The 25,507-nt window shown below is 72.4% G+C and carries 26 protein-coding genes; 17 read left to right on the forward strand and 9 right to left on the reverse strand.

What is annotated here, in order from left to right:
• Window positions 1-32: 32 nt before the first annotated feature.
• The gene (locus tag ACUY4T_RS10585) at window positions 33-1,241 is read right to left on the reverse strand and encodes an ROK family transcriptional regulator (RefSeq protein ID WP_446018901.1); all 1,209 of its coding nucleotides are present in this window, start codon (window positions 1,239-1,241) and stop codon (window positions 33-35) included.
• 170 nt (window positions 1,242-1,411) lie between these two features.
• Between ACUY4T_RS10585 and ACUY4T_RS10590 the strand changes: the two genes are divergently transcribed.
• The 6 genes from ACUY4T_RS10590 (at window position 1,412) to ACUY4T_RS10615 (ending at window position 7,893) form a co-directional block, all read left to right on the forward strand.
• Entirely contained in the window at window positions 1,412-2,716 is a 1,305-nt protein-coding gene (locus ACUY4T_RS10590) for an ABC transporter substrate-binding protein (RefSeq protein ID WP_446018902.1), read from the forward strand.
• Window positions 2,717-2,742: 26 nt separating this feature from the next.
• On the forward strand, window positions 2,743-3,708 hold the full coding sequence (locus ACUY4T_RS10595) for a carbohydrate ABC transporter permease (protein ID WP_446018903.1): 966 nt from the start codon (window positions 2,743-2,745) through the stop codon (window positions 3,706-3,708).
• Window positions 3,708-4,634: a carbohydrate ABC transporter permease gene (locus ACUY4T_RS10600; protein ID WP_446018904.1), complete on the forward strand. Its 927-nt coding sequence runs from the start codon at window positions 3,708-3,710 to the stop codon at window positions 4,632-4,634. The genes ACUY4T_RS10595 and ACUY4T_RS10600 overlap by 1 nt, the downstream gene beginning before the upstream one ends.
• A gap of 74 nt (window positions 4,635-4,708) precedes the next feature.
• Complete coding sequence (locus ACUY4T_RS10605; protein WP_446018905.1) at window positions 4,709-6,394, forward strand: glycoside hydrolase family 13 protein; 1,686 nt, start codon at window positions 4,709-4,711, stop codon at window positions 6,392-6,394.
• A 183-nt stretch (window positions 6,395-6,577) separates the two neighbouring features.
• Window positions 6,578-7,192, forward strand: a complete 615-nt coding sequence (locus ACUY4T_RS10610; RefSeq protein ID WP_446018906.1) for a class I SAM-dependent methyltransferase — start codon at window positions 6,578-6,580, stop codon at window positions 7,190-7,192.
• On the forward strand, window positions 7,189-7,893 hold the full coding sequence (locus ACUY4T_RS10615) for an NAD-dependent deacylase (protein WP_446018907.1): 705 nt from the start codon (window positions 7,189-7,191) through the stop codon (window positions 7,891-7,893). The genes ACUY4T_RS10610 and ACUY4T_RS10615 overlap by 4 nt, the downstream gene beginning before the upstream one ends.
• Before the next feature lie 218 nt (window positions 7,894-8,111).
• Here the strand turns inward: ACUY4T_RS10615 and ACUY4T_RS10620 are convergent, their stop codons facing one another.
• The gene (locus ACUY4T_RS10620) at window positions 8,112-8,843 is read right to left on the reverse strand and encodes an EI24 domain-containing protein (protein WP_446018908.1); all 732 of its coding nucleotides are present in this window, start codon (window positions 8,841-8,843) and stop codon (window positions 8,112-8,114) included.
• Between the two features lie 92 nt (window positions 8,844-8,935).
• On the opposite strand from ACUY4T_RS10620, the gene ACUY4T_RS10625 reads away from it, so the two are divergent.
• The 3 genes from ACUY4T_RS10625 to ACUY4T_RS10635 are packed head-to-tail and all read left to right on the forward strand — an operon-like array spanning window position 8,936 to window position 10,957.
• The gene (locus ACUY4T_RS10625) at window positions 8,936-9,871 is read left to right on the forward strand and encodes a cytochrome b/b6 domain-containing protein (RefSeq protein ID WP_446018909.1); all 936 of its coding nucleotides are present in this window, start codon (window positions 8,936-8,938) and stop codon (window positions 9,869-9,871) included.
• Between the two features lie 31 nt (window positions 9,872-9,902).
• Window positions 9,903-10,097: a hypothetical protein gene (locus ACUY4T_RS10630; RefSeq protein WP_446018910.1), complete on the forward strand. Its 195-nt coding sequence runs from the start codon at window positions 9,903-9,905 to the stop codon at window positions 10,095-10,097.
• Window positions 10,098-10,117: 20 nt separating this feature from the next.
• Entirely contained in the window at window positions 10,118-10,957 is an 840-nt protein-coding gene (locus ACUY4T_RS10635) for an alpha/beta fold hydrolase (RefSeq protein WP_446018911.1), read from the forward strand.
• 13 nt (window positions 10,958-10,970) lie between these two features.
• Here the strand turns inward: ACUY4T_RS10635 and ACUY4T_RS10640 are convergent, their stop codons facing one another.
• From ACUY4T_RS10640 to speB, 5 genes are all read right to left on the reverse strand, one after another.
• Window positions 10,971-12,038, reverse strand: a complete 1,068-nt coding sequence (locus ACUY4T_RS10640) for a PHP domain-containing protein (protein WP_446018912.1) — start codon at window positions 12,036-12,038, stop codon at window positions 10,971-10,973.
• Window positions 12,039-12,107: 69 nt separating this feature from the next.
• A complete protein-coding gene (locus ACUY4T_RS10645; protein ID WP_446018913.1) occupies window positions 12,108-12,752 on the reverse strand; it encodes a cyclase family protein in 645 nt (214 codons plus the stop codon).
• The gene (locus ACUY4T_RS10650; RefSeq protein WP_446018914.1) at window positions 12,749-14,134 is read right to left on the reverse strand and encodes a purine-cytosine permease family protein; all 1,386 of its coding nucleotides are present in this window, start codon (window positions 14,132-14,134) and stop codon (window positions 12,749-12,751) included. Before ACUY4T_RS10650 ends, ACUY4T_RS10645 begins: the two co-directional genes overlap by 4 nt.
• Window positions 14,135-14,166: 32 nt before the next feature.
• On the reverse strand, window positions 14,167-14,586 hold the full coding sequence (locus ACUY4T_RS10655; RefSeq protein WP_446018915.1) for a YybH family protein: 420 nt from the start codon (window positions 14,584-14,586) through the stop codon (window positions 14,167-14,169).
• Window positions 14,587-14,628: 42 nt separating this feature from the next.
• Entirely contained in the window at window positions 14,629-15,585 is a 957-nt protein-coding gene (speB, locus tag ACUY4T_RS10660; protein WP_446018916.1) for an agmatinase, read from the reverse strand.
• 119 nt (window positions 15,586-15,704) lie between these two features.
• Here speB and ACUY4T_RS10665 point away from each other — a divergent pair, with 119 nt between their 5' ends.
• The 4 genes from ACUY4T_RS10665 (at window position 15,705) to ACUY4T_RS10680 (ending at window position 18,831) form a co-directional block, all read left to right on the forward strand.
• Window positions 15,705-16,286 carry a helix-turn-helix domain-containing protein gene (locus ACUY4T_RS10665; RefSeq protein ID WP_446018917.1) on the forward strand — a complete coding sequence of 194 codons (582 nt, stop codon included), beginning with the start codon at window positions 15,705-15,707 and terminating at the stop codon, window positions 16,284-16,286.
• 127 nt (window positions 16,287-16,413) lie between these two features.
• A complete protein-coding gene (locus ACUY4T_RS10670) occupies window positions 16,414-17,619 on the forward strand; it encodes an AI-2E family transporter (protein ID WP_446018918.1) in 1,206 nt (401 codons plus the stop codon).
• Window positions 17,616-17,996, forward strand: coding sequence for a hypothetical protein (locus ACUY4T_RS10675; RefSeq protein WP_446018919.1), 381 nt, complete (start codon window positions 17,616-17,618; stop codon window positions 17,994-17,996). The genes ACUY4T_RS10670 and ACUY4T_RS10675 overlap by 4 nt, the downstream gene beginning before the upstream one ends.
• A gap of 4 nt (window positions 17,997-18,000) precedes the next feature.
• Window positions 18,001-18,831: a nitroreductase family protein gene (locus ACUY4T_RS10680; RefSeq protein WP_446018920.1), complete on the forward strand. Its 831-nt coding sequence runs from the start codon at window positions 18,001-18,003 to the stop codon at window positions 18,829-18,831.
• On the opposite strand, the gene ACUY4T_RS10685 is transcribed toward ACUY4T_RS10680, so the two are convergent.
• Window positions 18,805-19,275 carry an NUDIX hydrolase gene (locus ACUY4T_RS10685; RefSeq protein WP_446018921.1) on the reverse strand — a complete coding sequence of 157 codons (471 nt, stop codon included), beginning with the start codon at window positions 19,273-19,275 and terminating at the stop codon, window positions 18,805-18,807. The genes ACUY4T_RS10680 and ACUY4T_RS10685 overlap by 27 nt on opposite strands.
• Before the next feature lie 256 nt (window positions 19,276-19,531).
• Between ACUY4T_RS10685 and ACUY4T_RS10690 the strand changes: the two genes are divergently transcribed.
• Window positions 19,532-20,176: an SDR family oxidoreductase gene (locus ACUY4T_RS10690; protein WP_446018922.1), complete on the forward strand. Its 645-nt coding sequence runs from the start codon at window positions 19,532-19,534 to the stop codon at window positions 20,174-20,176.
• A 202-nt stretch (window positions 20,177-20,378) separates the two neighbouring features.
• Here the strand turns inward: ACUY4T_RS10690 and ACUY4T_RS10695 are convergent, their stop codons facing one another.
• Window positions 20,379-21,401 (reverse strand): LacI family DNA-binding transcriptional regulator, encoded by a 1,023-nt coding sequence (locus tag ACUY4T_RS10695; protein ID WP_446018923.1) that lies wholly within the window; start codon window positions 21,399-21,401, stop codon window positions 20,379-20,381.
• 142 nt (window positions 21,402-21,543) lie between these two features.
• Here ACUY4T_RS10695 and ACUY4T_RS10700 point away from each other — a divergent pair, with 142 nt between their 5' ends.
• From ACUY4T_RS10700 to ACUY4T_RS10710, 3 genes are read left to right on the forward strand one after another with little or no spacing between them, the layout of a single operon-like run.
• Window positions 21,544-23,619, forward strand: a complete 2,076-nt coding sequence (locus tag ACUY4T_RS10700) for a beta-galactosidase (RefSeq protein ID WP_446018924.1) — start codon at window positions 21,544-21,546, stop codon at window positions 23,617-23,619.
• Window positions 23,616-24,566, forward strand: coding sequence for a carbohydrate ABC transporter permease (locus ACUY4T_RS10705; protein WP_446018925.1), 951 nt, complete (start codon window positions 23,616-23,618; stop codon window positions 24,564-24,566). The genes ACUY4T_RS10700 and ACUY4T_RS10705 overlap by 4 nt, the downstream gene beginning before the upstream one ends.
• Complete coding sequence (locus tag ACUY4T_RS10710; protein ID WP_446018926.1) at window positions 24,563-25,501, forward strand: carbohydrate ABC transporter permease; 939 nt, start codon at window positions 24,563-24,565, stop codon at window positions 25,499-25,501. Before ACUY4T_RS10705 ends, ACUY4T_RS10710 begins: the two co-directional genes overlap by 4 nt.
• Window positions 25,502-25,507: the final 6 nt, after the last annotated feature.

Below are 25,507 nucleotides of genomic sequence, written 5' to 3' on the forward strand. Positions count from 1 at the left end.
ATCCTGCCGGGCGGCCGCATGCCGGGGAAGGGTCAGGTGGCGCTGCGACGCGACGGGCGGATCTCGAGGGCGCGCTCGCGGACGAGGTCGAGCGCGTGCGCGATCGCGCCGACGGTGACGCAGGCCTCGCCGAGGCGTGAGGTCCGAAGCTCCGGCGCCGAGGGATCGTCGCTGCGGTCGAGGATCCCCGCCGCCCGCGCGATCACCTCGGGCAGCGACGAGGCCGCGGCGCCGCTGACGATGATCCGCTCGACGTCGAGCAGGTCGCCGAGCACCAGGCAGATGCGCGCGAGGCGATCGGCGAGGCGGTCGATGATCGCCTCGGCCGCCGGATCGCCGGCCAGGGCGGCGCGCGAGACATCCGCCTCCCCGAGCGTCGCCGGGTCGAGCGCACCGAGCGGGCTGTCCGTCGGCAGCCCCTCGCGGATCGCGTTCACGGCCCAGCGACGCGCGAGCAGCGCGAGTCCGTCTGCGGAGCGCACCCCGTCGACGTGGTCGAGGAAGCGCAGTTCGCCGGCGCCGCCGCGGCGGCCGCGGATCAGGCGCCGGTCGATCATGAACCCGGCGCCCATCCCCTCGCCGACGATCAGGGCGATGAACGAATCGGTGTCCTGTCCGCCTCCGTCGGGCGCAAACGCCTCGGCGATCGCGGCGAGGTTGGCGTCGTTCTCGATCGTGACGATGGGCGCCGCCGCGGCGAACTCCTGCGCGTAGTCCGGGTTGGCGAGGCGCCAGTACGGGTTGTCGCCGGGGGAGCGGCCCGCGGCGTCGACGGGCGCCGGCACGGCGATGGTGAGGGCGAGGAGGCCGGCGTCGCCGGCGCCGGCCGCGGCCGCCTCCGCCATCGCGTCGCGCAGGGCCGTCGCGGCCAGTTCGCGCCGCTGACCGGCATCCGCGAGTCGCTCGACGTCGCCGGGGGCTGCGGAGGGGATCTCCGCACGGCTGCGACCGAGCGCGACGCCGCGAAGGTCGGAGACGGTCGCGGCGACGTGGTCGTAGCCCGCGTCGATCGCGGCCACCAGCGCCGCCCGCTCCCGGAGCGCGTAGCGGCGGGCGGGGCGGCCCTTCGTGTAGTCGCCCGCCGCGCGCGCATCGTGCAGCTCCTCCAGCCAGCCCTGGGCGACGAGGTCGTCGCAGACCCCGATCGCGGTCGAGCGGGTCAGCCCGGTCGCGGCCATCACGTCGCTCGCCGTGAAGGGTCCCGTCCGCCACGCGTGCTCGAGCACTCGCTGCGCGTTCACTCGGCGGAGCACCTGTGGTGACGTGGCCGCGCCGCTTCTGTCCACCTCTTGACCTTTCCTCAGTGCTCCGCCATTATTTACGACAACAACTAAATCTACACTCTATATTTAGTTCCGTCGGCGTCGAGTCTTGAAGATGCGGGCGGCATCGACGAGGAGGAGACGACGACGTGCCTCAGCATCCACCACCCCGCCGCACGAACCCCGCCCGGCCCCGGCCCCGGCCGCGCCGCCGGGCGGTCGCCGCGGTCGCCGCCGCACTCGGCGCGGCGCTCGCCCTCTCGGCCTGCGCCGGCCCCGACGGAGACGGCCCGACCGACATCACCTTCCACATGTCGAAGCCCGAGGCCATCCCGTTCTTCCGCGAACTCGTGCAGCAATACAACAGCGAGCAGTCCGACGTGCGCGTCACCCTCGACACCGCGTCGAACCTCTCGGCCGGCTTCCTCCGCGGCAACCCGCCGGACGTCGGCTTGCTGAACTACAACTACGAGATGGCTCGGTTCATGGAGCGCGGCGCGCTCTCCGACCTCTCCGACATGCCCGAGGCCGACCGCATCCGCCCCGAGGTGCAGGAGCTCGTCGACCAGTACGCCACCTATCCGGGTCGCACCAGCGTCCTCCCGTACTCGGTGGCCGCGGCATCCGTCATCTACAACGTCGAGATCTTCGAGGAGAACGGGCTCGAGGTCCCCACCACCTGGGACGAGCTGATCGCGGTGTGCGACCAGCTCGATGCCGCGGGGATCACCCCGATCTACAGCACGTTCAAGGACCCGTGGACCATCGGACAGGGTCACTTCGACTACTCCGTCGGCGGCCTGATCGACGTCCCGGAGTTCCTCGAGCAGATGGAGGAGCTCGGGACCGAGGTCGGCCCCGACTCGGAGGTCTCCTTCCAGAAGACGATCCTCGAGCCGGCCGAGAAGATGAAGCAGCTCGCCGACTACTCCAACGACGACGCCGAGAGCCGGGGCTACGGCGACGGCAACGTCGCCTTCGCCAACGGCGAGGCCGCCATGTACCTGCAGGGACCGTGGGCGCTCGGCGAGATCGCGAAGACCGCCCCCGACCTCGAGCTCGCCACCTTCCCGTTGCCGTCGTCCGACGACCCCGACGACCTGAAGGTGCGCGTGAACCTCGACCTCGCGCTGTGGATCCCCGAGGCCAGCCGCCAGAAGGAGGCCGCGCGCGACTTCGTCTCCTACCTCATGCAGCAGGAGGTGATGGACGAGTACAACGCGGCCTTCCTCGGCTTCGGAACGACGACCGAGGCGGCGGATGTCACGGACGAGCGCATCATCCCGATGCAGGAGTACTACGACGACGGGGCCTTCTACCAGGGCCTGTCGCGGTCCATCCCGCTCACCATCCCCATCGACAACTACCTCCAGGCCATGGCGACCGGCGCGGACATCCCCGAGACGCTCGCCAAGATCGACGCCGACTGGGCGCGACTGGCCCTGCGCGGCTGACGCGGCGAACCGAGAGGACGAACGACATGAGCACACCCATCACTCCCGCCGCGGCCTCCGCCGGGGCGCTGGTCGACGAGGCCGAGCACGGCACCGTCGACCACCTCGCGGGGTCCGCCCACGACCGGCGCGGCCGGCTCCGGGTCGACCCGGTCTACTACTGGTTCCTGATCCCCACCCTCGTGCTGTTCACCCTGGCGATCACGGTCCCGGCGGTGCTCGGCATCTTCTACTCGTTCACGAACTTCATCGGCTTCGGCGACTGGCAGTTCATCGGCTTCACCAACTACGTCGCGGTGTTCTCCGACCCCGCGATCCTCAGCAGCTACGGCTTCACCTTCGGGTTCGCGATCGTGACGGTGCTGCTCGTGAACGTCATCGCGTTCCTGCTCGCGGTGGGGCTCACGTCGCGCATCAAGCTGAAGACGCCGCTGCGCGCGGTGTTCGTGATCCCGATGGTGATCTCGGGCATCGTGATCGCCTACGTCTTCAACTTCCTGTTCTCGAACTCGCTGCCGGCGTTCGGCGCGGCCGCCGGCATCCCGTGGCTGTCGGAGTCGATCCTCGCGAACCCCGACCTCGCCTGGGTGTCGATCGTGATCGTCACCGCATGGCAGTCCATCCCGGCCACCCTGCTGATCTACATCGCCGGGCTGCTCTCGATCCCCGGCGAGGTGTACGAGGCGGCCGACATCGACGGGGCCGGCGCGGCGCGCCGACTCTGGTCGGTCACGCTCCCGCTCGTCGCGGGATACGTCGTGATCAACATCATCATCGGCTTCAAGAACTACCTGAACGTGTACGAGGTCATCGTCGGCCTGACGAACGGCGGTCCCGGCACCGCCACGCGCAGCATCGCGATGACGATCTTCACCGGCTTCACCGGCGGCGACTACGCCTACCAGATGGCCAACGCGACGCTCTTCTTCATCATCGCCGTCGCCATCTCGATCCTCCAGCTCCGAATCTCCCGCGGAAGGGCGGCGATCTGATGACCCAGACAGCAGCGAAGCGGCCTCCCGCTTCCGTCTCCACCACGCGCACGCGCGACGCCTCCGCCCCGACGGGCGCCTCCCGGCGGCGCGGCCGCGTCGGACAGGAACGGACGAACTGGACGACCCTGGTCATCCTGCTCCTCTGCGCCCTGACCGTGCTCCTGCCGCTCTACGTCACGATCTCGATGTCGCTGAAGTCGACCGCGCAGGCCGTCGACGGCAACGCGTTCTCGCTCCCGGCCCCGATCGACTTCTCCGGGTTCGCGCAGGCGTGGGAGCTGACCAACTTCCCCGTGGCCTTCATGATCTCGCTGTTCATCACCGCGGGCACGGTGGTCGGCACCGTCGTGCTGGGTGCCCTCGCCTCGTACGCGATCGTGCGGAACTGGGATCACCGGCTCTTCCGCTGGTCGTTCTTCTACCTGCTCACGGCGCTCTTCCTGCCGTTCCCGGTGGTGGCACTCCCGCAGATCCAGCTCACCGGGATGGTCGGGCTCGCGAACCCGGTCGGCGTCATCATCCTGAAGATCATGTTCGAGCTCTCGTTCAGCATCCTGCTGTTCACCGCGTTCCTCCGCTCCATCCCGCTCGAGCTCGAGGAGAGCGCGCGCATCGACGGGGCGACGACGTGGCAGACGTTCCGGCAGCTGATCTTCCCGCTGCTCGCGCCGATGAGCGCGACGGTGGCGATCTTCGCGTTCCTCGCCTCGTGGAACGACTTCATGATGCCGTCGCTGATCATCGCCGACTCCGCCCAGCAGACGCTGCCCGTGGTCCAGTCGATCTTCCAGACGCAGTTCAGCAACAACTACAACGTGTCGTTCGCGTCGTACCTGATGGCCATGGCCCCGGCGATCATCGTCTACCTGTTCACCCAGCGCTGGGTGATGGAGGGCGTGACGCAGGGCGCGGTCAAGGGGTGACCGCCAGGACCCCGGCACCCGCCATGCGCGCGCACCCGAACGCCATCCCCCCGAGCGATTCCGACAGGAGCCCGATGACCGACCTCCTCGCCCGCCACGACGCCACCGTCCTCGCCGCCGATCCCGATTGGTGGCGCCAGGCCGCCGTGTACCAGGTGTACCCGCGCAGCTTCGCCGACGCGGACGGCGACGGCATCGGCGACCTCCGCGGGATCACGTCGCGCATCCCGTACCTGGTCGAGCTGGGGGTCGACGCCGTCTGGCTGTCGCCGTTCTACCCGTCGGCGCTCGCCGACGGCGGCTACGACGTCGACGACTACCGCGACGTCGACCCGAGGCTCGGCACGCTCGCCGACTTCGACGAGATGATCGTGGCGCTGCACGCCGCCGGCATCCGCCTCATCGCCGACATCGTGCCGAACCACTCGTCGAACCGGCACGAGTGGTTCCGCGAGGCGCTGGCGTCGCCGCGCGGGTCGGCGGCGCGTGAGCGGTACATCTTCCGTGACGGCGAGGGTCCGGATGGCACGGAGCCGCCGAGCGACTGGCAGTCGATCTTCGGCGGATCGGCGTGGGAGCCCGTCGGCGACGGGCAGTTCTACCTGCACCTGTTCGCGCCCGAGCAGCCCGACCTGAACTGGGCGAACCGCGAGGTGCGCGACGACTTCCTGCGCACCATCCGCTTCTGGGCCGATCGCGGCGTCGACGGGTTCCGCGTCGACGTGGCGCACGCGCTCGCGAAGGACCTCACGTACCCGCTGCGCTCGCACGCCGAGCTCGAGGCCACCAAGCTCGCGACCGACGGTTCGCACCCGCTCTGGGACCGCGAGGAGCTCGACGAGATCTACGCCGAGTGGCGGGCCGTGTTCGACGAGTACGACCCGCCGCGCATCGCGGTCGCCGAGGCGTGGGTGGCGCCCACCCGCCGCCACCGCTACGCGGCGCCGACGAGCCTCGGCCAGGCGTTCAACTTCGACCTGCTGCGCGCGGACTTCGAGGCCTCCGAGTTCCACGAGATCGTCGACCGCAACGTGGCCTTCTCGGCCGAGACGGGCTCATCGAACACGTGGGTCTTCTCGAACCACGACGTCGTGCGGCACGCGACCCGCTACGGACTGCCGGCCGATCGCGGGCACGAGGGCGAGGTCGGCAGGGACTGGCTGCTGCGCGGCGGGTCGCCCGACGAGGTCGACCGGGCGCTGGGGCTGCGCCGTGCCCGGGCCGCGACGCTGTTCCTCCTCGGGCTGCCGGGCAGCGCCTACCTCTACCAGGGCGAGGAGCTCGGCCTGCCCGAGGTCGGTGAGATCCCGGCGTCCGAGCGCCAGGACCCCACATTCGTCCGCAACGCCGGCGTCGAGGTCGGGCGCGACGGATGCCGCGTGCCGCTGCCCTGGGTCGCCGGCGCCCCGTCCTTCGGGTTCGGGCCGACGGATGCCGCGCACCTGCCGCAGCCGGAGTGGTTCGGCGAGTACGCGGTCGACGTGCAGGCCGCCGACCCGCACTCGACCCTGTCGATGTACCGGCGCGCGCTCGCCCTCCGGCACGAGCTGCAGGCCGCGGAGGAGCTCGCCTGGGTGGACGGGGGCGACCCGTCGCTGCTCGTCTTCGAGCGCCCCGGGGGCTGGACCGTCGCCACGAACTTCGGATCGACGTCCGCGGCCCTCCCGGCGGCGCTCGCGGGGCGCGAGGCGGCGCTCGCGAGCGGCCCGATCGACGACCCGGCGGTCGTGCCCGCGGAGACCACGGTCTGGTACCGCTGACCCCGGCCCGCGCATCGTGCCGCGGGCCCTGACGGCCGCTGCCGCGGGAGGTTTCCGCGCCTGAGTGGACTTCGAACGCTCACTCTGGCGCGGAAACCTCCCGTCGAGCCGGCGGGGATGGCGCGGATGGCGCGGGGCGCGGGGCCGCTTGACGCTCGGCCCGCCGCGTGGTCGCATGGCCGGGTGGATGCCGGCAAGCCGGAGCTCGTCTCCGACGACGAGCTCGACGACCTCGAGCGCGAGGCGATCGCGCGCGTCCGCGGACGGGTGCTCGAGATCGGCGCGGGCGAGGGCGAGAACTTCGGCGCGTTCCATCCCGACGTCGAGTGGGTGGGCCTCGAGCCCGACGACGACCGCCGCGGCGAGCTCGCGGCGCGCGCCCGCGAGTGGGGCCGGCCGGCCGACGTGCTCGACGCCGTCGCCGAGCGCATCCCACTGCCCGACTCGTCGGTCGACGCCGTCGTCGGCACGTACGTGCTCTGCTCGGTCGACGACCAGCGGACGGCGCTCGCCGAGGTACGCCGGGTGCTGAAGCCCGGCGGGCTCGTTGTCTTCGTCGACCACGTCGCCGCACCGCCGCACACGGTCAAGCGCGCGGTGCAGCGCGCGGTCACCCCGATCAGCGCGCGCTTCTGCCACAACTGCCACTGGGACCGCGACACCGGCGGCGCGCTCGCCGCGGCCGGGTTCCACGCCGACGAGGCACGGCTCGTGCGGGTGCCGTCCTTCCCGTTCGGCCCGACGCGCGTGCTCATGTTCGCCGGCCACGCGACCGACGGCGCGGAGCCGGGCGCGTGATCGCGACGCCGCGCATCGTCGTGCTGACCGGGGCCGGCGTCTCGGCGGAGTCCGGCGTCCCCACCTTCCGCGACGCGGGCGGGCTCTGGGAGGGCCACCGCGTCGAGGACGTCGCGACGCCGGAGGCGTTCGAGCGCGACCCCGTCACGGTGCAGCGCTTCTACGACGCCCGTCGCCGCGCGGTGGCATCCGTCGCCCCCAACCCGGCGCACCTCGCGCTGGCGCGCCTCGAGGCCGTGCTCGGCGACGACCTGCTCGTCGTGACGCAGAACATCGACGACCTGCACGAGCGCGCGGGCTCGACCCGAGTGCTCCACATGCACGGCGAACTCGGGCCCGCGCGGTGCCTGGCCTGCGACCAGCGGTCCGCGGCGGATGGCGACCTCGTCGACGGGCCGCCGTGCCCGGCGTGCGGCGAGCGGATGCTGCGCCCCGACGTGGTCTGGTTCGGCGAGATGCCCTACGGCCTCGACGAGATCGACGCGGCGCTCGTCGGATGCGAGCGGTTCGTGGCGATCGGCACCTCGGGGGCCGTGCACCCGGCGGCCGCGTTCGTGCTCACCGCCGGGGCGTTCGGCGCGGCGACGCTCGAGCTGAACCTGGCCGAGAGCGAGGTCTCCGAGTTCTTCGCCGAGCGGCGGCTGGGCCCGGCGGGAGAACTCGTGCCGGCCTGGGTCGATGAGCTGGTCGGCCCGGCCTGAACGAGCGGATGCCGCGGGCCGCTCGTCTCGACCCGCGGCATCCGCGGCTGTTCGCGCTCGGGTCACCCCCGAGACCCGAGCGCGGGGTCGGCGGGGTTCCCGGTCCGATCCCCCGAAGGGACCGGGAACCGCCTTCACCACCTACTTCCGGCCGAGCGGCCCGATCGGATGCACCCGCGCCGGGAATTCCCGGAACCGACTCCCCTGCGCGGTCGGGCTCAGTCGTCGGCGAGCATCGACCGGGCGAGCATCGTCGCCCCGGCCACCGCGGCGGGCATGGTGGCGATCGCGCCGAGCGGGATGAGGAAGCACAGCTGCGTCGCGACGCCGAAGCCGAGCAGGCGCCAGCGGTGCCGGCGGTAGAGCGCGCGACGCTCGGCCCCGGTGAGTCCGCGGGCGTCGAGCGCGCGCGCCGACAGCTCGCGGGCGAGGATCCTCCCGGTCAGCACCGCGCCGAGCACGGCCGCGAGCACGGAACCGACCACCGGGACGAAGCCCACGGCCGCGACCGCCAGCGCGGACAGCGCACCCTGCAGCAGCAGGACGAGCCCGCCGCGCACGCCGCTCCAGAAGCTCGGGCCCTCGCCGGGGGCGTCGCCGCCGAGGTGGCCCTCCACGGCCTTCCAGATCCGCTCGTAGAACGGGTCGCCCACGATGAGCGTGAGCGCGGTGAAGGTCACGAACGCGAGCACCGCCGCCCCGGCGAACACGACGACGGCCACGAGCGCCCGGAACGCGCCCTGCAGGAACGAGTCCCAGCCGTCGGCGAAGGGCGTCGCCCAGTCGACGAGGCCGGGGAGCCCGACCCCCAGCGCGACGAGTCCCCACACCAGTCCGGCGAACACGATGGCGGCCGGCACGAGCCCGAGCAGCATCACGCCCGGATCGACCCGCCAGAACCCGAAGCCGCGCAGCAGCGTGCGCGCTCCCGCGGCGACATCCCTCAGCATCGGCCCAGCATAGGTCGCGTCGCGCGGTCGGGACCCGCGGCGCGGCCGTGGTGTGCGCGCCATCCCAGCCGACGGCGATATGGTCGTTGCTCGTGACCACGACCAACCCCTCCCGCGTCGCCGAATGGTGGCGCGCTCGGCGCCGGCTCGTGCTCGTCGGCGCGGCGATCGCCCTCGTCGCGCTCGCCGCGGCCGTCGTCGCGGCACGGCTGCTCCGCGGGCTGCCCGAGGTCGAGGCGTTCGTCGCCGAGTACCCCGGCGTGGTGCCGCCGCCCGAGGGCACGCCGGTCGGCATCCCGGCCTGGCTCGGCTGGCAGCACTTCCTCAACGCGTTCTTCCTCGTGCTCCTCGTCAAGACCGGGCTGGAGCTGCGGTCGAAGCGCCGGCCGCCGGGCTTCTGGACCCGCGACAACACCCGGTGGCCCCGCACGCAGCGCTCGCCGCGGCGGCTCGGGATCTGGCTGTGGTTCCACCTGTGGCTCGACGCGCTCTGGGTGCTCACCGGGGTCGCCTACGTCGTGCTGCTGTTCGCGACCGGCCAGTGGCTGCGGATCGTGCCGACCGACTGGGCGGTCGTGCCGAACGCGATCTCCGCGGCGCTGCAGTACGCCTCGCTCGACTGGCCCACCGAGGACTCGTGGGTCGTCTACAGCGCGCTGCAGCAGCTGGCGTACTTCACGGTGGTGTTCGTCGCGTCGCCGCTCGCCATCCTCACGGGGCTCCGGCTGTCGTCGGTCTGGCCCGTCGAGGGGCGCCTCGCGGCGCCGTCGGGCGAGCGGATGGCGCGCGCCGTGCACTACCCGGTCATGCTCTTCTTCCTCGCCTTCACGTTCGTCCACGTGGTGCTCGTCCTCACCACCGGCGCCCTGCGCAAGCTGAACCAGATGTACACGGCGCGCGACGCCGACGACTGGCTCGGGCTCGCCGTCTTCGCCGTGTCGGTCGTCGCGATGGTCGCCGCATGGCTGCTCGCGACGCCGCCGCGGCTGAAGCGCATCGCCGCGAAGTCCGGCCGGGTGCAGGGCTGACGCGCTCGGTCGTCGTCGGTAGGCTCGGACGGTGACCCGCACCCTCTGGATCGTCATCGGCGTCATCGCCTCCGTCGTGATCGCCTGGATCCTCGTCGACTTCGTCTTCAGCGTGCTCTGGTTCGTCGTCAAGCTCGTCATCGTCGCGGTCGTCGCCGTGGCGGTGTTCTTCCTGCTGCGCTCCTGGCTCTCCCGGGTGGGCGGGCGCTCCGAGATCGAGCGCTGAGCGCGTCGTCGGAGGAGGCAGTGGCGGTCCACGACCTCGACGTCGGCCTCCCCGACGGGCGCGTCGTCCGCGCCGTCGTGGCGGGCGTCTCCGACCCGCAGGCGCCCACCGTGGTGTGGCACGCCGGCTCGCCCCACACGGGCGAGCCGATCGAGCCGCTCCGCGTCGCGGCGGCCGGGCGCGGCATCCGACTGGTCGCCTACGCCCGACCCGGCTACGGCGGCTCGACGCCGCATCCCGGTCGTGACGTGGCATCCGCTGCCGGCGACGTCGCCGCGATCGCCGACGCGCTCGGGATCGAGCGGTTCGCGGTGCTCGGATACTCCGGCGGCGGTCCGCACGCCCTCGCCTGCGCGGCCCTGCTCGGCGAACGCGTGACGGCGGCGGCCTCGATCGCCGGGCTCGCGCCCATCGCGCCCGGCGACGACTGGTTCGCGGGGATGCACGCACCCGGTGCGCTGCGCGCTGCGGCGGAATCCCGATCTGCGCGCGAGCGCTTCGCCGCGACCGACGAGTTCGATCCCGGGCAGTTCATCGACGCGGACTGGGCGGCCCTCGGCGGCGAGTGGGGCGCGCTCGGCCGCGACGCGCAGCGCGCGGAGGCGAACGGACCGGGCGGGCTTATCGACGACGACGTGGCGTTCACGCGCCCCTGGGGGCTCGACCTCGGCGACGTGCGCGTCCCGACCCTGCTCGTGCACGGCGAGCAGGACCGCGTCATCCCGCGGTCGCACGCCGTCCGCCTCCTCGCCGCGCTGCCGCAGGCGCGGCTCTGGATGCGGCTCGACGAGGGACACGTCGCGGTGCTGCAGGCGGCCGGCGACGTGCTCGACTGGCTCGTCGAGCGCTCCGCCGCCTGACCGGCCGCCTCGATCAGCGCCGCTTCGCCGCCGCCCACTCGACGAGGCGATCCGCGGGCCACGTCGTGACGATCCGGTCGGGCGGGATGCCCGCCGCCTCCGCGCGCGCGGCGCCGAGCGCGAGGAACCCGAAGTGGCCGGGGGCGTGGCCGTCGCTGTCGATCGCGAAGCGGCATCCGGCGGCCAGGGCGATCGCGATGAGGTCGTCGGGCGGATCCTCCCGTTCCGGGCGCGAGTTGATCTCGACGGCGACGTCGTGCTCGGCGCATGCGGCGAAGACCGCCTCGGCGTCGAACTCCGACTGCGGGCGCGTGCCCCGCGAACCAGCGACGAGCCGGCCGGTGCAGTGGCCGAGCACGTTCGCGTGCGGGTCGCGGATGGCGCGCAGCATCCGCTTCGTCATCTCGTCGCGGGGCGAGCGCAGCTTCGAGTGCACGCTCGCCACGACCACGTCGAGGCGGGCGAGCAGGTCGGGTCGCTGGTCGAGCGTGCCGTCTTCGAGGATGTCGACCTCGATGCCCGTGAGGATCCGCACGCCGAGGTCGCCGCGCGAGCGCGCGTCCGGCTCGCCGTCCTCCCCGCGTCCGGCTTCGCCGAGCCCGGCGTTCAGCGCCCCGACGATCTCGAGCTGCGACTCGAGCCGCTCGGGCGACAGCCCGTTGGCCACGCGCAGGCTCGGCGAGTGGTCGGTGAGCGCGAAGTACTCCAGGCCCGCGGATGCCGCGGCGCGGGCCATCGCGGCGATGCTCGTCGTGCCGTCCGACCAGTCGGAGTGGGCGTGCAGGTCGCCGCGGAGCCGCGCCCGCAGGCCCGACGCCGACCCCGCTCCGGCCCTCTCGCGGAGGTCGGCGAGGTAGCCCGGCACCCGCCCCTCGAGGGCCTCGACGATGACCCCGAAGCTCGAGTCGCCGATGCCGGGCGTGCGCTTCAACCGGCCGTCCGCCGCGCGGGCCCGGAGCTCCTCCGCCGACAGCGGGCCGATCGCGCCGGCCGCGCGCCGGAACGCCCTCGCCTTGAACGGCGAGGCGAGCTGCACCTCGAGCAGGGTCGCGATCTCCTCGAGCGCCTGCACCGGGTCCATGGCCCAAGTCTGCCGGGGGCCGCCGACCGCCGCACCCCCTCGTGCCCCGCACGCCGGGGCGACCGGCCCTCAGCCGTCGAACGCGACCGCCCGCACGGGCGCGCCGTCGTCCGCCAGGCGCAGCGGGAAGAACCCGACCCGCACCCGCGACGGCAACCCGCCGAGGTTCGCGACGTTCTCGACGATGAGCCCGTCGCCGCCGAGCACGACCTCGTGCACGGGGAACGCAGTCGTGCCCGCGGCATCCGTCGGGTCGGGGCTCAGGGTGTCGACCGCGAGCACGCGCATGCCCCGCGCCACGAGCTCGCGGGCGGCATCCGCCGACATCGACGGATGCCGCAGCGCGCGGTCCGTTCCGAAGTGACCCCACCAACCGGTGTCGACGACGACGATCGGCGGCACCCGGTCGGGCAGGTCGCCGATCCGGTCGAGGCCGTACGTCTCGCCGTCGGCGAGCCCGTCGAGGTGCAGCACGAGCGCGTCGCCGACGAGCTCGTCGAGCGAGACCTCGGCCATGGTGCGCCCGCCGGCGACGGTGTGCGACGGCGCGTCGACGTGGGTGCCCGTGTGCGAGCCGAGCTCGAGCGCCGTCACGGCCGCGCCGTCGCGCTCGAGCTCGAGGGCCGGCGCGAGGTGCACCCCGGGGTCGCCGGGGTACACCATCATGCCGTCCGCGATGGGGTGGCTGAGGTCGCGCATCGCGCTGGTCGTCACGCGTCCGAGGCGCCCGCGCCGGTGCGGCTCAGGTGCCGGCTCGGCTCGGCCGGGTGCGCCGACCGCTCGCGCAGCGACAGCACCAGGTAGAGCACGAAGGTGAGCGCGAACCCGGGGATCGTCGCGCCGATGGGCGTCGGCCACTCGTACGTCATGAGGTAGACGGCGACCGCGCCGATCGCCCAGGCCGCGACGGCGAACCAGTTGACGCCCGCGAGGTACCAGTAGCGCCCGCCCTTCGCGTTCAGGATGTCGGGCGTGTAGGCGCCGCGCTTGACGATGTAGTAGTCGGCGATCATGATCGCGAACACCGGCGCGAACAGGGCCCCGATCGTCACGAGGAACGTGGTGAACTGCTCGAGGAGCCCGAAGAACGTCGCGCCGATGATCGAGATGAGACCGAGGATCAGCGCGGTCGGCAGGAACTTCACGCGCGACCCGGGGATGGCGTTCACGACCGACGTGACCATCCCGTAGACGACCATCGTGTTCGTCGCCATCACCGAGGTGAAGATCACGATCGCCAGCGGCCAGCCGAACGGCTCGACGATGGTCACCGGGTCGAAGGGGATCGCCTCGCCGCCGGAGAGGATCACGTACGAGATCGCGGTCGCGCCGAGCGACATGGCGATGATCGTCGAGAGGCTGTAGCCGACGCCCGAGCCGATGATGCCGGCCTTGCTCGTCTTCGCGAAGCGGTTGAAGTCCGCCGACAGCACGTTCCACGAGATCGCGGTGGCGATCACGACGTCGAGCACGAGGATCGGCGTGTACCCGATGGACTCGTCGACCGGGATCGACTGGAACTCGGCCGGCGTGAACGTCGTGAAGGCCGCGATGAAGATGTACGCCATGATCGCGAGCATGACCGCGGCGAGCCACGGCTCGATGCGCGCGATGCCCTCGTGGCCGAGGATCGCGAGGATCACCACGATCGTCTGGCAGACGACGGCCCACACGACCGGCATCGAGACGCCGGTCACCGAGGCCACGATGAAGTCGAGCGCGATGCCGGCGAGCATCGCCTGCACCCAGCTCCAGCCCATCAGGATCACGACGTTGGCCGCCACGGGCAGGAGGCTGCCGCGGGTGCCGAACGGGCCGCGGGTCAGGGCCATCGTGGGCAGGCCCGTCCGGGTGCCGATGTTGCCGACCGTGACGAGCACCACCGCGCCGACGAGGGTGCCGACGATGATGAGCCGGATCGCCAAGCCGTAGTCGATCCCGGGCACGAACAGGGTGCCGGTGAGCAGCGTGGTGACGACGAGGTTCGCCGCGAGCCAGATCAGGCCGATGCGGACGAGCGAGAGCTCGCCGCGGACCGGGCCGGCGTCGTCGGAGTTGCGCTCGAGGCGCTGTTCGAGGCGGGTGTAGAGCGACATTGCTGTGGACTCCTCGGGGATCGGGGTGGGGGTCAGGCCGCGTCGGGTGCGGACGGCGCGGGGGAGAGGTGCTCGTGCACGGCGACGAGGCCGCGGACGGGATCGGTGCGGAAGACGATGGTCTCGCGCTCCCGGTACGCGTCCGGGCCGTCGGGGGTCTCGACGGCCGTGGCGACCGAGTGGGTGAACACGGCGCCGCCGGGGAACGGCTGCACGAGCCGGTCGGTGGACTCGCACGAGGCGACGCGCCATCCGCCCTCGACCCACTCGGCCCAGAGCCGCTCGTACGCCGCCCGGTCGTCGAGCCTGGCGGGCTCGGAGTGGAAGACGAACGACGCGTCGGGCGCGAAGGTCGAGAAGTAGCGCGCGCCGTCGGTCGCGGCGAAGGCGTCGACGATGGCGGATGCCGCGGCCTCGACCTCCTCGACGGACGGGGTACGGGGTTCGGTCATCACGTGGCTCCTTCGCCGGTCGTGTTCGTGTTCGGGGTCGGGTCAGTCGCGGGGCGCCATGGCGCTCAGCAGTTCGTACGCGACGTGGCTCGCGGCCACGCCGGTGAGCTGCGCGTGGTCGTAGGCGGGGGCCACCTCGACGATGTCGGCGCCGACGATGTCGCGGTCGGCGAGGGCGCGCAGCATGCGCAGCAGCTCGCGGCTGGTGAGGCCGCCGGCTTCGGGGGTGCCGGTGCCGGGAGCGTGGGCGGGGTCGAGCACGTCGATGTCGATCGAGATGTACAGCGGCGCGTCGCCGATGCGGGCGCGCATGCGCTCGATCGCGCTCGCGAGCCCGTGCTCCTCGAGGTACTCGCTAGTGACGATCGAGAAGCCGAGCCGCTCGTCGTCCTCGAGGTCGCCCTTGGCGTAGAGCGGGCCCCGGATGCCGACGTGCATGCTCGCGGTGAGGTCGATCAGCCCCTCCTCGCTCGCCCGGCGGAACGGCGTGCCGTGCGTCGTGGGCGCGCCGAAGTAGGTGTCCCAGGTGTCGAGGTGCGCGTCGAAGTGGAGGACGGCGACGGGCCCGTGCTGCGCGTGGACCGCGCGGAGGAGCGGCAGCGCGATGGTGTGGTCGCCGCCGATCGCGAGCAGCCTCGTGGCGCTCGTCCGGAGCTCCCGCGCCCCGGCCTCGACCTGGCGCACGGCCTCGGCGATGTCGAACGGGTTCACCGCGATGTCTCCCGCGTCGGCGACCTGCTGCGCGCCGAACGGGAAGACGTCCTGCGCCGGGTTGTACGGCCGGAGCAGGCGGGAGGCCTCGCGCACGTGGGCCGGACCGAACCGCGCCCCGGGCCGGTAGCTGACCCCCGAGTCGAACGGGACGCCCACGATCGCGACATCCGCCCGCCCCACCTCGTCGAGCCGAGGGAGCCGCGCGAACGTGGCGATGCCCGCGAAGCGGGGCACGACGCTCGCGTCGACTGGGCCGACCGGCGACGATTCCGAGGAGGGTTGCATATTACGAAACTTCCGATACTGTTGACGAAACTTGGTCACACCGTACGCTGCCGCGCTCGAGCCCGTCAAGGGCCTTCGGGGGGATGCCGCGTCGCGAGCCGGCACGAGAGGAGCCCGTCGTGCGACCCATCCACCCCTCCGCCACCGGCGGACCGCCAATCGGCGCCAAGCTCCGCAGCACCCGGATGGCGCAGGGCCTGACCCTCGCCCACGTCGCCGAGGCGAGCGGACTCAGCAAGGGCTTCCTCAGCCGCCTCGAGCGGGACGAGACCTCGCCGAGCGTCGCCACCCTGGTGCAGCTCTGCCAGGTGCTCTCGCTGCCGGTCGGCGCACTCTTCGCCGAACCCGAGATCCAGCGGATCACCCGGGCCGACGCGCCGCGCATCAACCTCGGCGGCGTCCACGTCGAGGAGCACCTCATGTCGCCGAGGGGCGAGGAGCGCGTCCAGCTGCTCCGGTCCTCGCTCGCCCCCGGCGCGCACGGCGGCCGCGAGCTCTACACCGTGAACTGCGACGTCGAGATCATGCACGTCGTCTCCGGCGCGGTCGAGGTGCGGTTCGCCGACCGGACCGTGCGCCTCGAGGCCGGCGATGCGCTCACCTTCCCCGGGCGGGAGCCGCACACCTGGGCCGCCGACGACGACGCACCCGCGGAGATCGTGTGGGTGCTGGTCCCGGCGCCGTGGAGCGGCTCGGCCTAGGCGCGCCGGCGGAGACGAGGACGGGCGCCCGCAGAGAAGGTGCGGACGCCCGCCCGGACTGTATCGCAGAAGCGTCGTGCGGCGCGGGGGGCTGCGCGACGCCGCCGCGCCGTCCTAGGGTCGATCCATGATCTTCGGCACAGGACGGGGTCGGTCGGCCGGCCCGGAGACCGACGAGAACGCCGCCGACGACGTGCGGCGCGGTGCCGGCGGCCCGATCTGGAACGACCGGCTCGGGCGCTGGGCGATCCGCAGCGTGCAGATCCTGCTGGTGGCGGCGCTCGGCGCGGTCGCCGTCTGGGCGCTGCTGCAGGTGCGCCTGCTCGTCATCCCCGTGCTCATCGCGCTGATCCTCGCGGCGGCCGCCGCGCCCCTGGTCGCCTGGTTGCGGAGCAAGGGCTGGTCGCCCATGCTCGCCGCGTGGACGACGCTCCTCGGCGGCATCCTCGTACTGGGCGGGGTCGTCACGCTCATCGTGTTCGCCGTCCGCGGGCAGTGGGCGAGCCTCGTCGAGTCGGCGACCGAGGGCTTCGACGACCTCCTCAGCTGGGTGCAGGAGCTGCCGATCCCCATCGACCAGCAGCAGATCGACGACGCCCGGAACGCCATCGTCGACTTCGTCACGAGCGCCGAGTTCGGCCAGACCGCGCTGACCGGGGTGTCGCGCGCGACCGAGTTCCTCACCGGCCTCGTGCTCATGATCGTCGTGCTGTTCTTCTTCCTGAAGGACGGCGACCGCATCTGGGCGTTCTTCCTGCGCCCCTTCCGCGGCGAGCGGCTCGAGCGCGGCCGACGGGTCGGCACCACCAGCGTGAAGGTCCTCGGCGGGTACGTCCGCGGCACCGCGATCGTCGCCTTCGTCGACGCGGTCGCCATCGGCATCGGCCTCGCGATCCTCCAGGTGCCGCTCGCGCTTCCCCTCGCCGTCATCGTGTTCCTCACCGCCTTCATCCCGCTCGTCGGCGCGACGGTCGCCGGCATCCTCGCGGCCCTCGTCGCGCTCGTGGCCAACGGCCCCGTCGTGGCGCTCATCGTCGTCGCGATCGTGATCCTCGTGAACCAGCTCGAGGGCGACCTCCTGCAGCCCGTGGTGATGGCGCAGTCGCTGAAGCTGCACCCGCTCGTCGTGCTCATCGCCCTGACCGCCGGCACCATCCTCGGCGGCATCGCCGGCGCGGTGCTCGCCGTGCCGCTCGCAGCCGTGGGCTGGGCGATCATCAAGGTCTGGGACGCCGACGACCCCTCGATCGACGAGCGCAGGCCCCTTCGGATCCGGCGCCGCCGGGTGAAGGAATTGAAGGCCGACTCGGCGGGCGGGGCGACGGTCGCGTGAGCCGCGACGGGCGTCGCCCGAGCGGCGGCGACGGGCGGGACGTCGCGCCGGCCCTGTTCACGGCGGCCGCCGCGAGCTACGCGGCGAACGGCGCCCTCGGCGCCTCGGTCGCCCTGCGGCTCGTCGACACGCGCGACTTCCGCTGGGTGCACCACGCCCTCTACATCGCCACGTTCGCGCTGACCGCCGCCGCGTTCTCCAGCGCCTGGTGGGGTCGGCGCCGCGACGCCGCGGGCGCGGCGGCCGCCACGCTCGCCCCCGCGTTCGTTCCACTGGCCGTCATCCCGTACGCGGGAACGCACACCCGGCGGCACCCGATCATCGCCCTGACGGCGGCGCCGTTCATCGTCGCCGCCGCGATCCGGTCCAGGAGGTAACCGCATGGAACTGCTCGACGCCATCCGGCGACGGAAGACCACGAACGGCCCGTTCCTGCCCGACCCGGTCTCGGAGGAGCACCAGCGCACGCTCATCGAGGCGGCCGGGCGCGCGCCGAGCCAGCTGAACAGCCAGCCGTGGCGGTTCGTGCTCATCGAGGACCGCTCGACGATCGAGGCGATCGCCCGCATCTCGGGCGAGAGCATGACCGAGGCGATGTCCAACGGCACCTTCTTCGAGCGCTACAAGCCCTACTTCCGCTTCAGCCAGGCCGAGATGGAGGAGAAGCGCTCGGGCATGCTCTTCGACAAGCTGCCCGCGGCGCTGCGCCCCTTCACCTCGCAGGTGTTCACCAAGCGCGGGCAGAAGCTCATGAACACGTTCGGCGTGCCGAAGACCCTCGGCGAGGAGAACCGCAAGCTCGTGGCCGGCTCGCCGCTGCTCATGGGCGTGATGCTCGACCGATCGGAGTACCGGCCGGGACAGCTCTCGTCGTTCTACTCGGTGTTCAGCATGGGCGCGGCGATGGAGAACGTGTGGCTGACCACCGTCGAACTCGGCATGGGCATCCAGTTCATCTCGTTCCCGATGGAGGTGCCGGGTCGCTGGGAGGAGATCGTGCGGCTGCTCGAGGTTCCCGACGAGCTCGAGCTCATGGCCGTGTACCGGCTCGGGTACGTGCCCGTCGACCAGCGGCGCCCCGCGATCGACTGGGTCAGCCACGAGCGCAAGCTCCCGTCGCAGGTCGTCTTCCGCGAGACCTGCCGGACGCCGCAGACCGGATGGGACGAACCGCGGGCGGCCGGGTCAGACGCCGCCGGCGAGCCGCGCTGAGAGGCGGTCGATCGCCTCGACCTGCCCGGCGACGAGCAGGGTGCGGGCTTCCGGGGCATCCGCCCACCGGGCGTCGTCGACCTCGGGGAACTCCGCGATCCGGCCCGACCGGGGCGGCCACTCCATCTCGAACGTGCCGGGCCGCAGCTCGCCGACCTCGAAGTCGGGGGCCTCGCCCGCGAACACGTGCAGCACCTTGCTCGACGACGCGCGCACGGTGCCGAGGTCGACGTAGTCGACGGATGGCGCAGCCACCCCGATCTCCTCGGCGAACTCGCGCAGCGCCGCGGCGAGGGGCTCCTCGCCCGGCTCGAGCAGGCCCTTCGGCATCGACCAGGCGCGTTCGTGTCGGCGCGCCCAGAACGGCCCGCCCATGTGCGCCACGAAGACCTGCAACGCGGGGGCGCGGCGGAACAGCAGCACACCCGCGCTCGTCACCGGCACGGGCGCACCGGGCTCACTTCGAGGGCTTGATGAACGACCACAGCGCGGCACCGCCGAGGATGCCGCCCACCGCCACGACGCCCGCGATCGCGAGCCAGAGCACCGTCTCGATGGTCATCCGCACCTCCATGTCCGATGCGACCATTCTGCCCGGGCGGGTCGGCCGGTGACCAGCCCCCGATGCAGGATCGGCCGCGGGGGTTGCCGCGGCGGCATCCGTGGGTACGCTCGGAGCAACCGACGGAGGGGGCGACGGATGTCGAAGGTGCTGGTCATCGGGGGGCACGGACGGGTGGCGCTGCAGGTCGAGCGGCTGCTGGCGCAGCGCGGCGACGAGGTCGATGCGGTGATCCGCAACTCCGAGCACGCCGCGGACGTCGAGGCGGCGGGGGCGAACCCGGTGGTGGCGGATGTCGAGACGCTCGACGTCGACGGGCTCGCGAGCCTCGTCGCCGGGCACGACGCCGTCGTGTGGTCGGCCGGCGCCGGCGGCGGCGACCCGGAGCGCACGCGGGCCGTCGACCACGACGCGGCCGTGCGGTCGATGGACGCCGCCGAGCGCGCCGGGGTCCGCCGCTACGTGATGGTGTCGTACTTCGGGTCGCGCACCGATCACCGGGTGCCGGCCGACAGCGCGTTCCGGCACTACGCCGACGCGAAGGCCGAGGCCGACGAGCACCTGCGCGGCACGGCGCTCGACTACACGATCCTCGGCCCGTCGACGCTCGCCGACGGCCCGGGCACCGGCCTCATCGACGCGACCGGCGAGGAGAGCAGCCAGGTCGACCGAGCGGACGTCGCCGCGGTGGTGGTCGCGGCCCTCGCCGAGCCCGCGACGATCCGCCGCACCATCCGGTTCAACAACGGCGACACCCCGATCGCCGAGGCGCTGCGCGGCTGACGCGCGCTCCCGTGCGCCGCGCGCCTGACGCGCACCCCCGTGCGCCGCGCGCGTGACGCGCACCCCCGTGCGCTCGACGGGAGGTTTCTGCGTCCGAGTGAGCTTCGGACATTTCCTCAGGCGCAGAAACCTCCCGTCGATGCGATCGTCGTCGTCGTCGTCGTCGATGTCGGCGACGGCGGCGGCGGGGCGGCGGCCGCTGTCAGGCCGAGTCGCGCCAGACGATCTCGCAGTCGAGCCGGCGCTCGGCCGGCGGGTCCTCGCCGCGGAGGCGGGCGAGCACGAGCTCCGCCGCGCCGGCCCCGAGCCCCGACGCGGGCTGCCGCACGGTCGAGAGGGGCGGCGTCGTGCGCCGTGCCCACGCGCTGTCGTCGAACCCGACGACGCCGACGTCGTCGGGCACCCGGCGGCCGGCCTCCTTGAGCGCCTCGATCGCGCCGGCGGCCACGGCGTCGGATGCCGCGAACACGCCGTCGAGGTCGGGTGCGCGCTCGAGCAGGCGGCGCATGCCGTCGCGACCGGCCGAGTACGCGTAGAGCGGGACCGGTTCGACGAGCGACTCGTCGAAGCGGTCGCCGAGCGCCTCGGCGAAGCCGGCCAGCCGGTCGGCCCCCGAGTCGCGGTCGAGCGCGGCGGCGACCATGCCGATGCGCCGTCGCCCGGTCGAGGCGAGGCGCTCGGTGATGGCGCGAGCGGCGCCCCGGTTGTCGATGACGACGAAGGAGGCCGTGCTCGCGGCGCCCGGGGGATGGCCGACGTAGGCGGCCGGCATCTGGAGCCGTTCGACGACGCGCGTGATCGGGTCGTCGGCCCGGGCCGAGACGATGATGACGCCGTCGACGAGGCCGCCGGACAGGTACCTGGCGACCCGGTCGGTGTCGCGCTCGGTGTCGACGATCAGGACCGCCATCTGGTGGTCGGCCTCGGAGAGCCGGGCGTTCGCGCCGAGGAGGATCTCGCCGATGTTCGGGTCCTCGACGAACAGGGAGTGCGGCTCGTGGACGATGAATCCGACCGCCTGCGTCCGCTGCATCACGAGGTTGCGGGCGGCCGTGTTGGGCACGTACCCGACCTTCTCGATGGCGGCCTCGATCGCCTCGCGAGCGGCTGCGGAGACGTACCGCTCGCCGTTGACGAAGCGGCTCACGGTGCCCCGCGAGACGCCGGCCTCCACGGCGACGTCGTGCACCGTGGCGCGCTTGGGGCGGGCCGGCCTCGTCGTCATGCGACTCACTGTAGTCCCGCGGGGGTGTTGACACGGATGGCGCGCAGTGCCATTCTGTGTACGTTCACAGAAATCGCAGCGGCGCTTCGCCCACGCGAGACTGTGCACGTTCACAGAATCAACGACGATCACCGGGAGCACCGTGGACCCCCACGCGACGACGCTGGCGCCGACTCGGCCGCCGCAGGCCCGTCCTGCGCCCGATGCTCCCCGCCCCCGATTCCAGCACCAGGGCATCGCCTTCGGCTGCGACTACAACCCGGAGCAGTGGGAGCCCGCCGTCTGGCGCGAGGACGTCGCCCTCATGCGCGAGGTCGGCGTCGACCTCGTCGCCATCAACATCTTCGGTTGGGCCGCGCTGCAGCGGCCCGACGGGTCCTTCGACTTCGACGCGCTCGACGAGGTGATCGGGCTCCTCCACGATGCGGGCATCCGCGTCAACCTCGGCACCGGCACCTCGTCGCCGCCGCCGTGGCTCACCGCCCGCCACCCCGAGATCCTGCCGGTCGTCGCCGACGGCACCACCCGCTTCCCCGGCGGGCGCCAGGCCTGGTGCCCGAGCTCGCCGACGTTCCGTCGTGCCGCGCTCGAGCTCGTCGAGGCCGTCGCCGCCCGCTACGGCCGGCACCCCGCCGTCGCGCTGTGGCACGTCTCGAACGAGCTCGGCTGCCACAACGCCCTCTGCCACTGCGACGCGAGCACGCGCGCCTTCCGCCGCTGGCTGCGCGCCCGTCACGGCACCATCCACGAGCTCAACCGCGCCTGGGGCACGAGCTTCTGGAGCCAGCGCTACACCGACTGGGACGAGATCCTCACCCCGAAGCTCACGCTCTCGAGCCGCAACCCGGGCCAGGTGCTCGACTTCCACCGCTTCTCGTCCGATCAGCTGCTCGACTACTACCGAGCCGAGACCGAGGTCATCCGCCGCCACAGCGACGTCCCGGTGACCACGAACTTCATGGTGACCGCCCACATCCGCAACCTCGACTACTGGTCGTGGGCGCCCGACATGGACGTGATCGCCAACGACCACTACCTCGACCACCGCCTGGCCGAGCCGCGCACCGAGCTCGCCTTCGCGGCCGACCTCACCCGCGGCCTCGCGGGCGGCGAGCCGTGGCTGCTCATGGAGCACTCGACGGGCTCGGTCAACTGGCAGCCCGTGAACCTCGCCAAGGAGCCCGGCCAGCTGCTGCGCAACTCCCTCGCGCACGTCGCGCGCGGCGCCGACGCGGTCTGCTTCTTCCAGTGGCGCGCCTCGCTGCAGGGCTCCGAGAAGTTCCATTCGGCGCTCGTGCCGCACGCCGGCACCGACTCCGAGCTGTGGCGCGAGGTCCTCGAGCTCGGCCGCATCGTCGGCGCGCTCGACGAGGTCGCCGGCTCGCGGGTCCAGGCCGACGTGGCGCTGCTCTTCTCGTGGGAGTCGTGGTGGGCCTCCGACGCCGAGAACCGCCCCACGCACGAGATCGAGTACCTCGACCAGGTCCACGCGATGTACGGCGCCCTGCACGACCTCGGCGTGAGCGTCGACGTGGTGCGTCCCGGCGCCGACCTCTCGGGGTACCGCCTCGTCGTGGTGCCCGGCCTCTACCTGGTGTCCGATGAGGATGCCGCCGCGCTCGACGCGGCCGTGGCATCCGGTGCCCATGCCCTGGTCACCTTCTACAGCGGCATCGTCGACGAGCACGACCGGGTGCGGCCCGGCGGGTACCCCGGCGCCTGGCGCGACCTGCTCGGCATCCGCGTCGAGGAGTTCGCGCCCGTGCTGGCGGGCACGCCGATCGCGCTCGAGTCCGGCGCGGCCGCGTCGCTCTGGGCCGAGCGCCTCGAGGCGACGGATGCCGCGGTGCTCGACCGCTTCGCCGACGGCCCCGCCGCCGGGCGCCCCGCCATCACGCGCCGCGACGGCGCCGACGGGGCCGGCGACGCGTGGTACCTCGGCACGCTCCTGGAGCGCGACGACCTGCGGCGCCTCGTCGGGCTCGCGGTCGAGCGCGCCGGGCTCGCCCCCGACCCCGGAGCCTCGGCCGATGTCGAGATCACGCGCCGCACCGACGGCGAGCGCATCTGGCGCTTCGTCGTGAACCACGGTTCCGCTGACGTCGACGTCGACGTCGACGCGCGCGGCACCGAACTCGTGACCGGAACCGACGTCGACGGGCGCCTCGCGGTGCCCGCGGGCGCGGTCCGGGTGATCAGAGAGGAGGCCGCGGCATGAGTGCATCCGCGACCACGCCGACCGCCTCGCGGCTCGCCGCGCAGGAGGAGACGGGCCGGCGGCGCCCGACGCGCCGCCGTCGCGTGCAGCACCCCTGGGCGATCGTCGCCTTCGTCGCCCCGTTCGCCGTCATGTTCACGGCGTTCTACCTCATCCCGATCGGGGTCGCGGTGTGGCAGTCGATGCTCGTCGTCGAGCGCGAGGGCACGTACGGCGCCGCGACCGAGGTGTTCGGCGGCTTCCAGCAGTACGCGCTGGTCTTCCAGAACGAGGCGTTCTGGACCTCGGTCGGGCGCGTCCTGCTCTTCGGCATCGTGCAGGTGCCCGTGATGCTCGCACTGGCGCTGCTGTTCGCGCTGCTGCTCGACTCGCCGCTCATCCGCGGCAAGAAGTTCTTCCGGCTCGCCTTCTTCGCCCCGTACGCCGTGCCCGGCGTCATCGCGGCGATCATGTGGGGCTTCCTGTACTCGCCGAACCTGTCGCCGTTCGAGGCGCTCACGAGCCAGGTCAACCTGCTGTCGGCCGACTTCGTCCTCTGGGCGATCGCGAACGTCGTCACCTGGGTGTTCGTCGGCTACAACATGCTGATCATCTACTCGACGCTGCTCGCGATCCCGCAGGAGATCTACGAGGCGGCACGCATCGACGGCGCCGGGCAGGCCCGCATCGCCTGGTCGATCAAGATCCCGCTCGTCCGGCCCGCGCTCGTCCTCACCGCAGTGCTGTCGATCATCGGCACCCTGCAGCTGCTCGCGGAGCCGCAGACGTTCCGTTCGTTCAGCTCGGCCGTCACGAGCACGTACACGCCGAACATGACGATCTACGCCACCAGTGCCATCCCGAACGTGTCGCTCGCCGCCGCCTTCTCGGTGGTCCTGGCCCTCGCCACGTTCATCCTCTCCTTCACGTTCCTCCGCTTCACCCGCCGGAAGGGGGCCGACGCATGAGCACCGCGACCGGACCTGACGCCACGACCGCCTCGCCGGCCGTCAACCCGCGCGGCCTCGCCCGCGGCGCCGGCAACGTCCCCGCCGGGCGCGGCCCCCGCGAGAGCATCCTGTCGCGCACGGGCGCAATGCTCGTCATGGCGGTCTTCACGCTGTACTTCCTCGTGCCCATCTGGTGGCTCGTGGTGGCCTCCACGAAGAGCCGCGGCGACCTGTTCAGCACCAACCCGCTGTGGTTCGCCGACTTCCAGCTGTTCGAGAACATCGGCGACCTGCTCACCTACCGCGACGGCGTGTACTTCCGCTGGATCCTCAACAGCCTCCTGTACGCGGGCCTCGGCGCCGTCGTCGCGACGATCGTCGCCGCGATGTGCGGGTACGCGCTCGCGAAGTACCGCTTCCCGGGTCGGGAGACGATCTTCAACGTCGTCCTCGGCGGCGTGCTCGTGCCCGCCACGGCGCTCGCCCTGCCGCTGTTCCTGCTGTTCAGCCGGGTGCAGCTCACCGACACGTTCTGGGCCGTGTTCCTGCCGAGCGTGGTCAGCCCGTTCGGCGTGTACCTCTCGAGGGTCTTCGCCGAGGCATCCGTGCCCGACGAACTGCTCGAGGCGAGCCGGCTGGATGGCGCGGGCGAGCTCCGCACGTTCTTCACCGTCTCGATCCGGCTCATGTTCCCCGCGCTCATCACGGTGTTCCTGTTCCAGTTCGTGACCATCTGGAACAACTTCTTCCTGCCGCTCATCATGCTGCGCAGCGAGGAGCTGTTCCCGGTCACCTACGGGCTCTACGCCTGGAACTCCACGATCAACCAGTTCCCCGAGCTGCGCACGTACGTGCTCGTCGGCTCGATGCTGTCGATCATCCCCCTGATCATCACGTTCCTGCTGCTTCAGCGCTACTGGCGCACGGGCCTCGGCTCCGGCTCGCTGAAGTAGGCACCC

The sequence above is a fragment of the Agromyces arachidis genome (assembly GCF_052805135.1).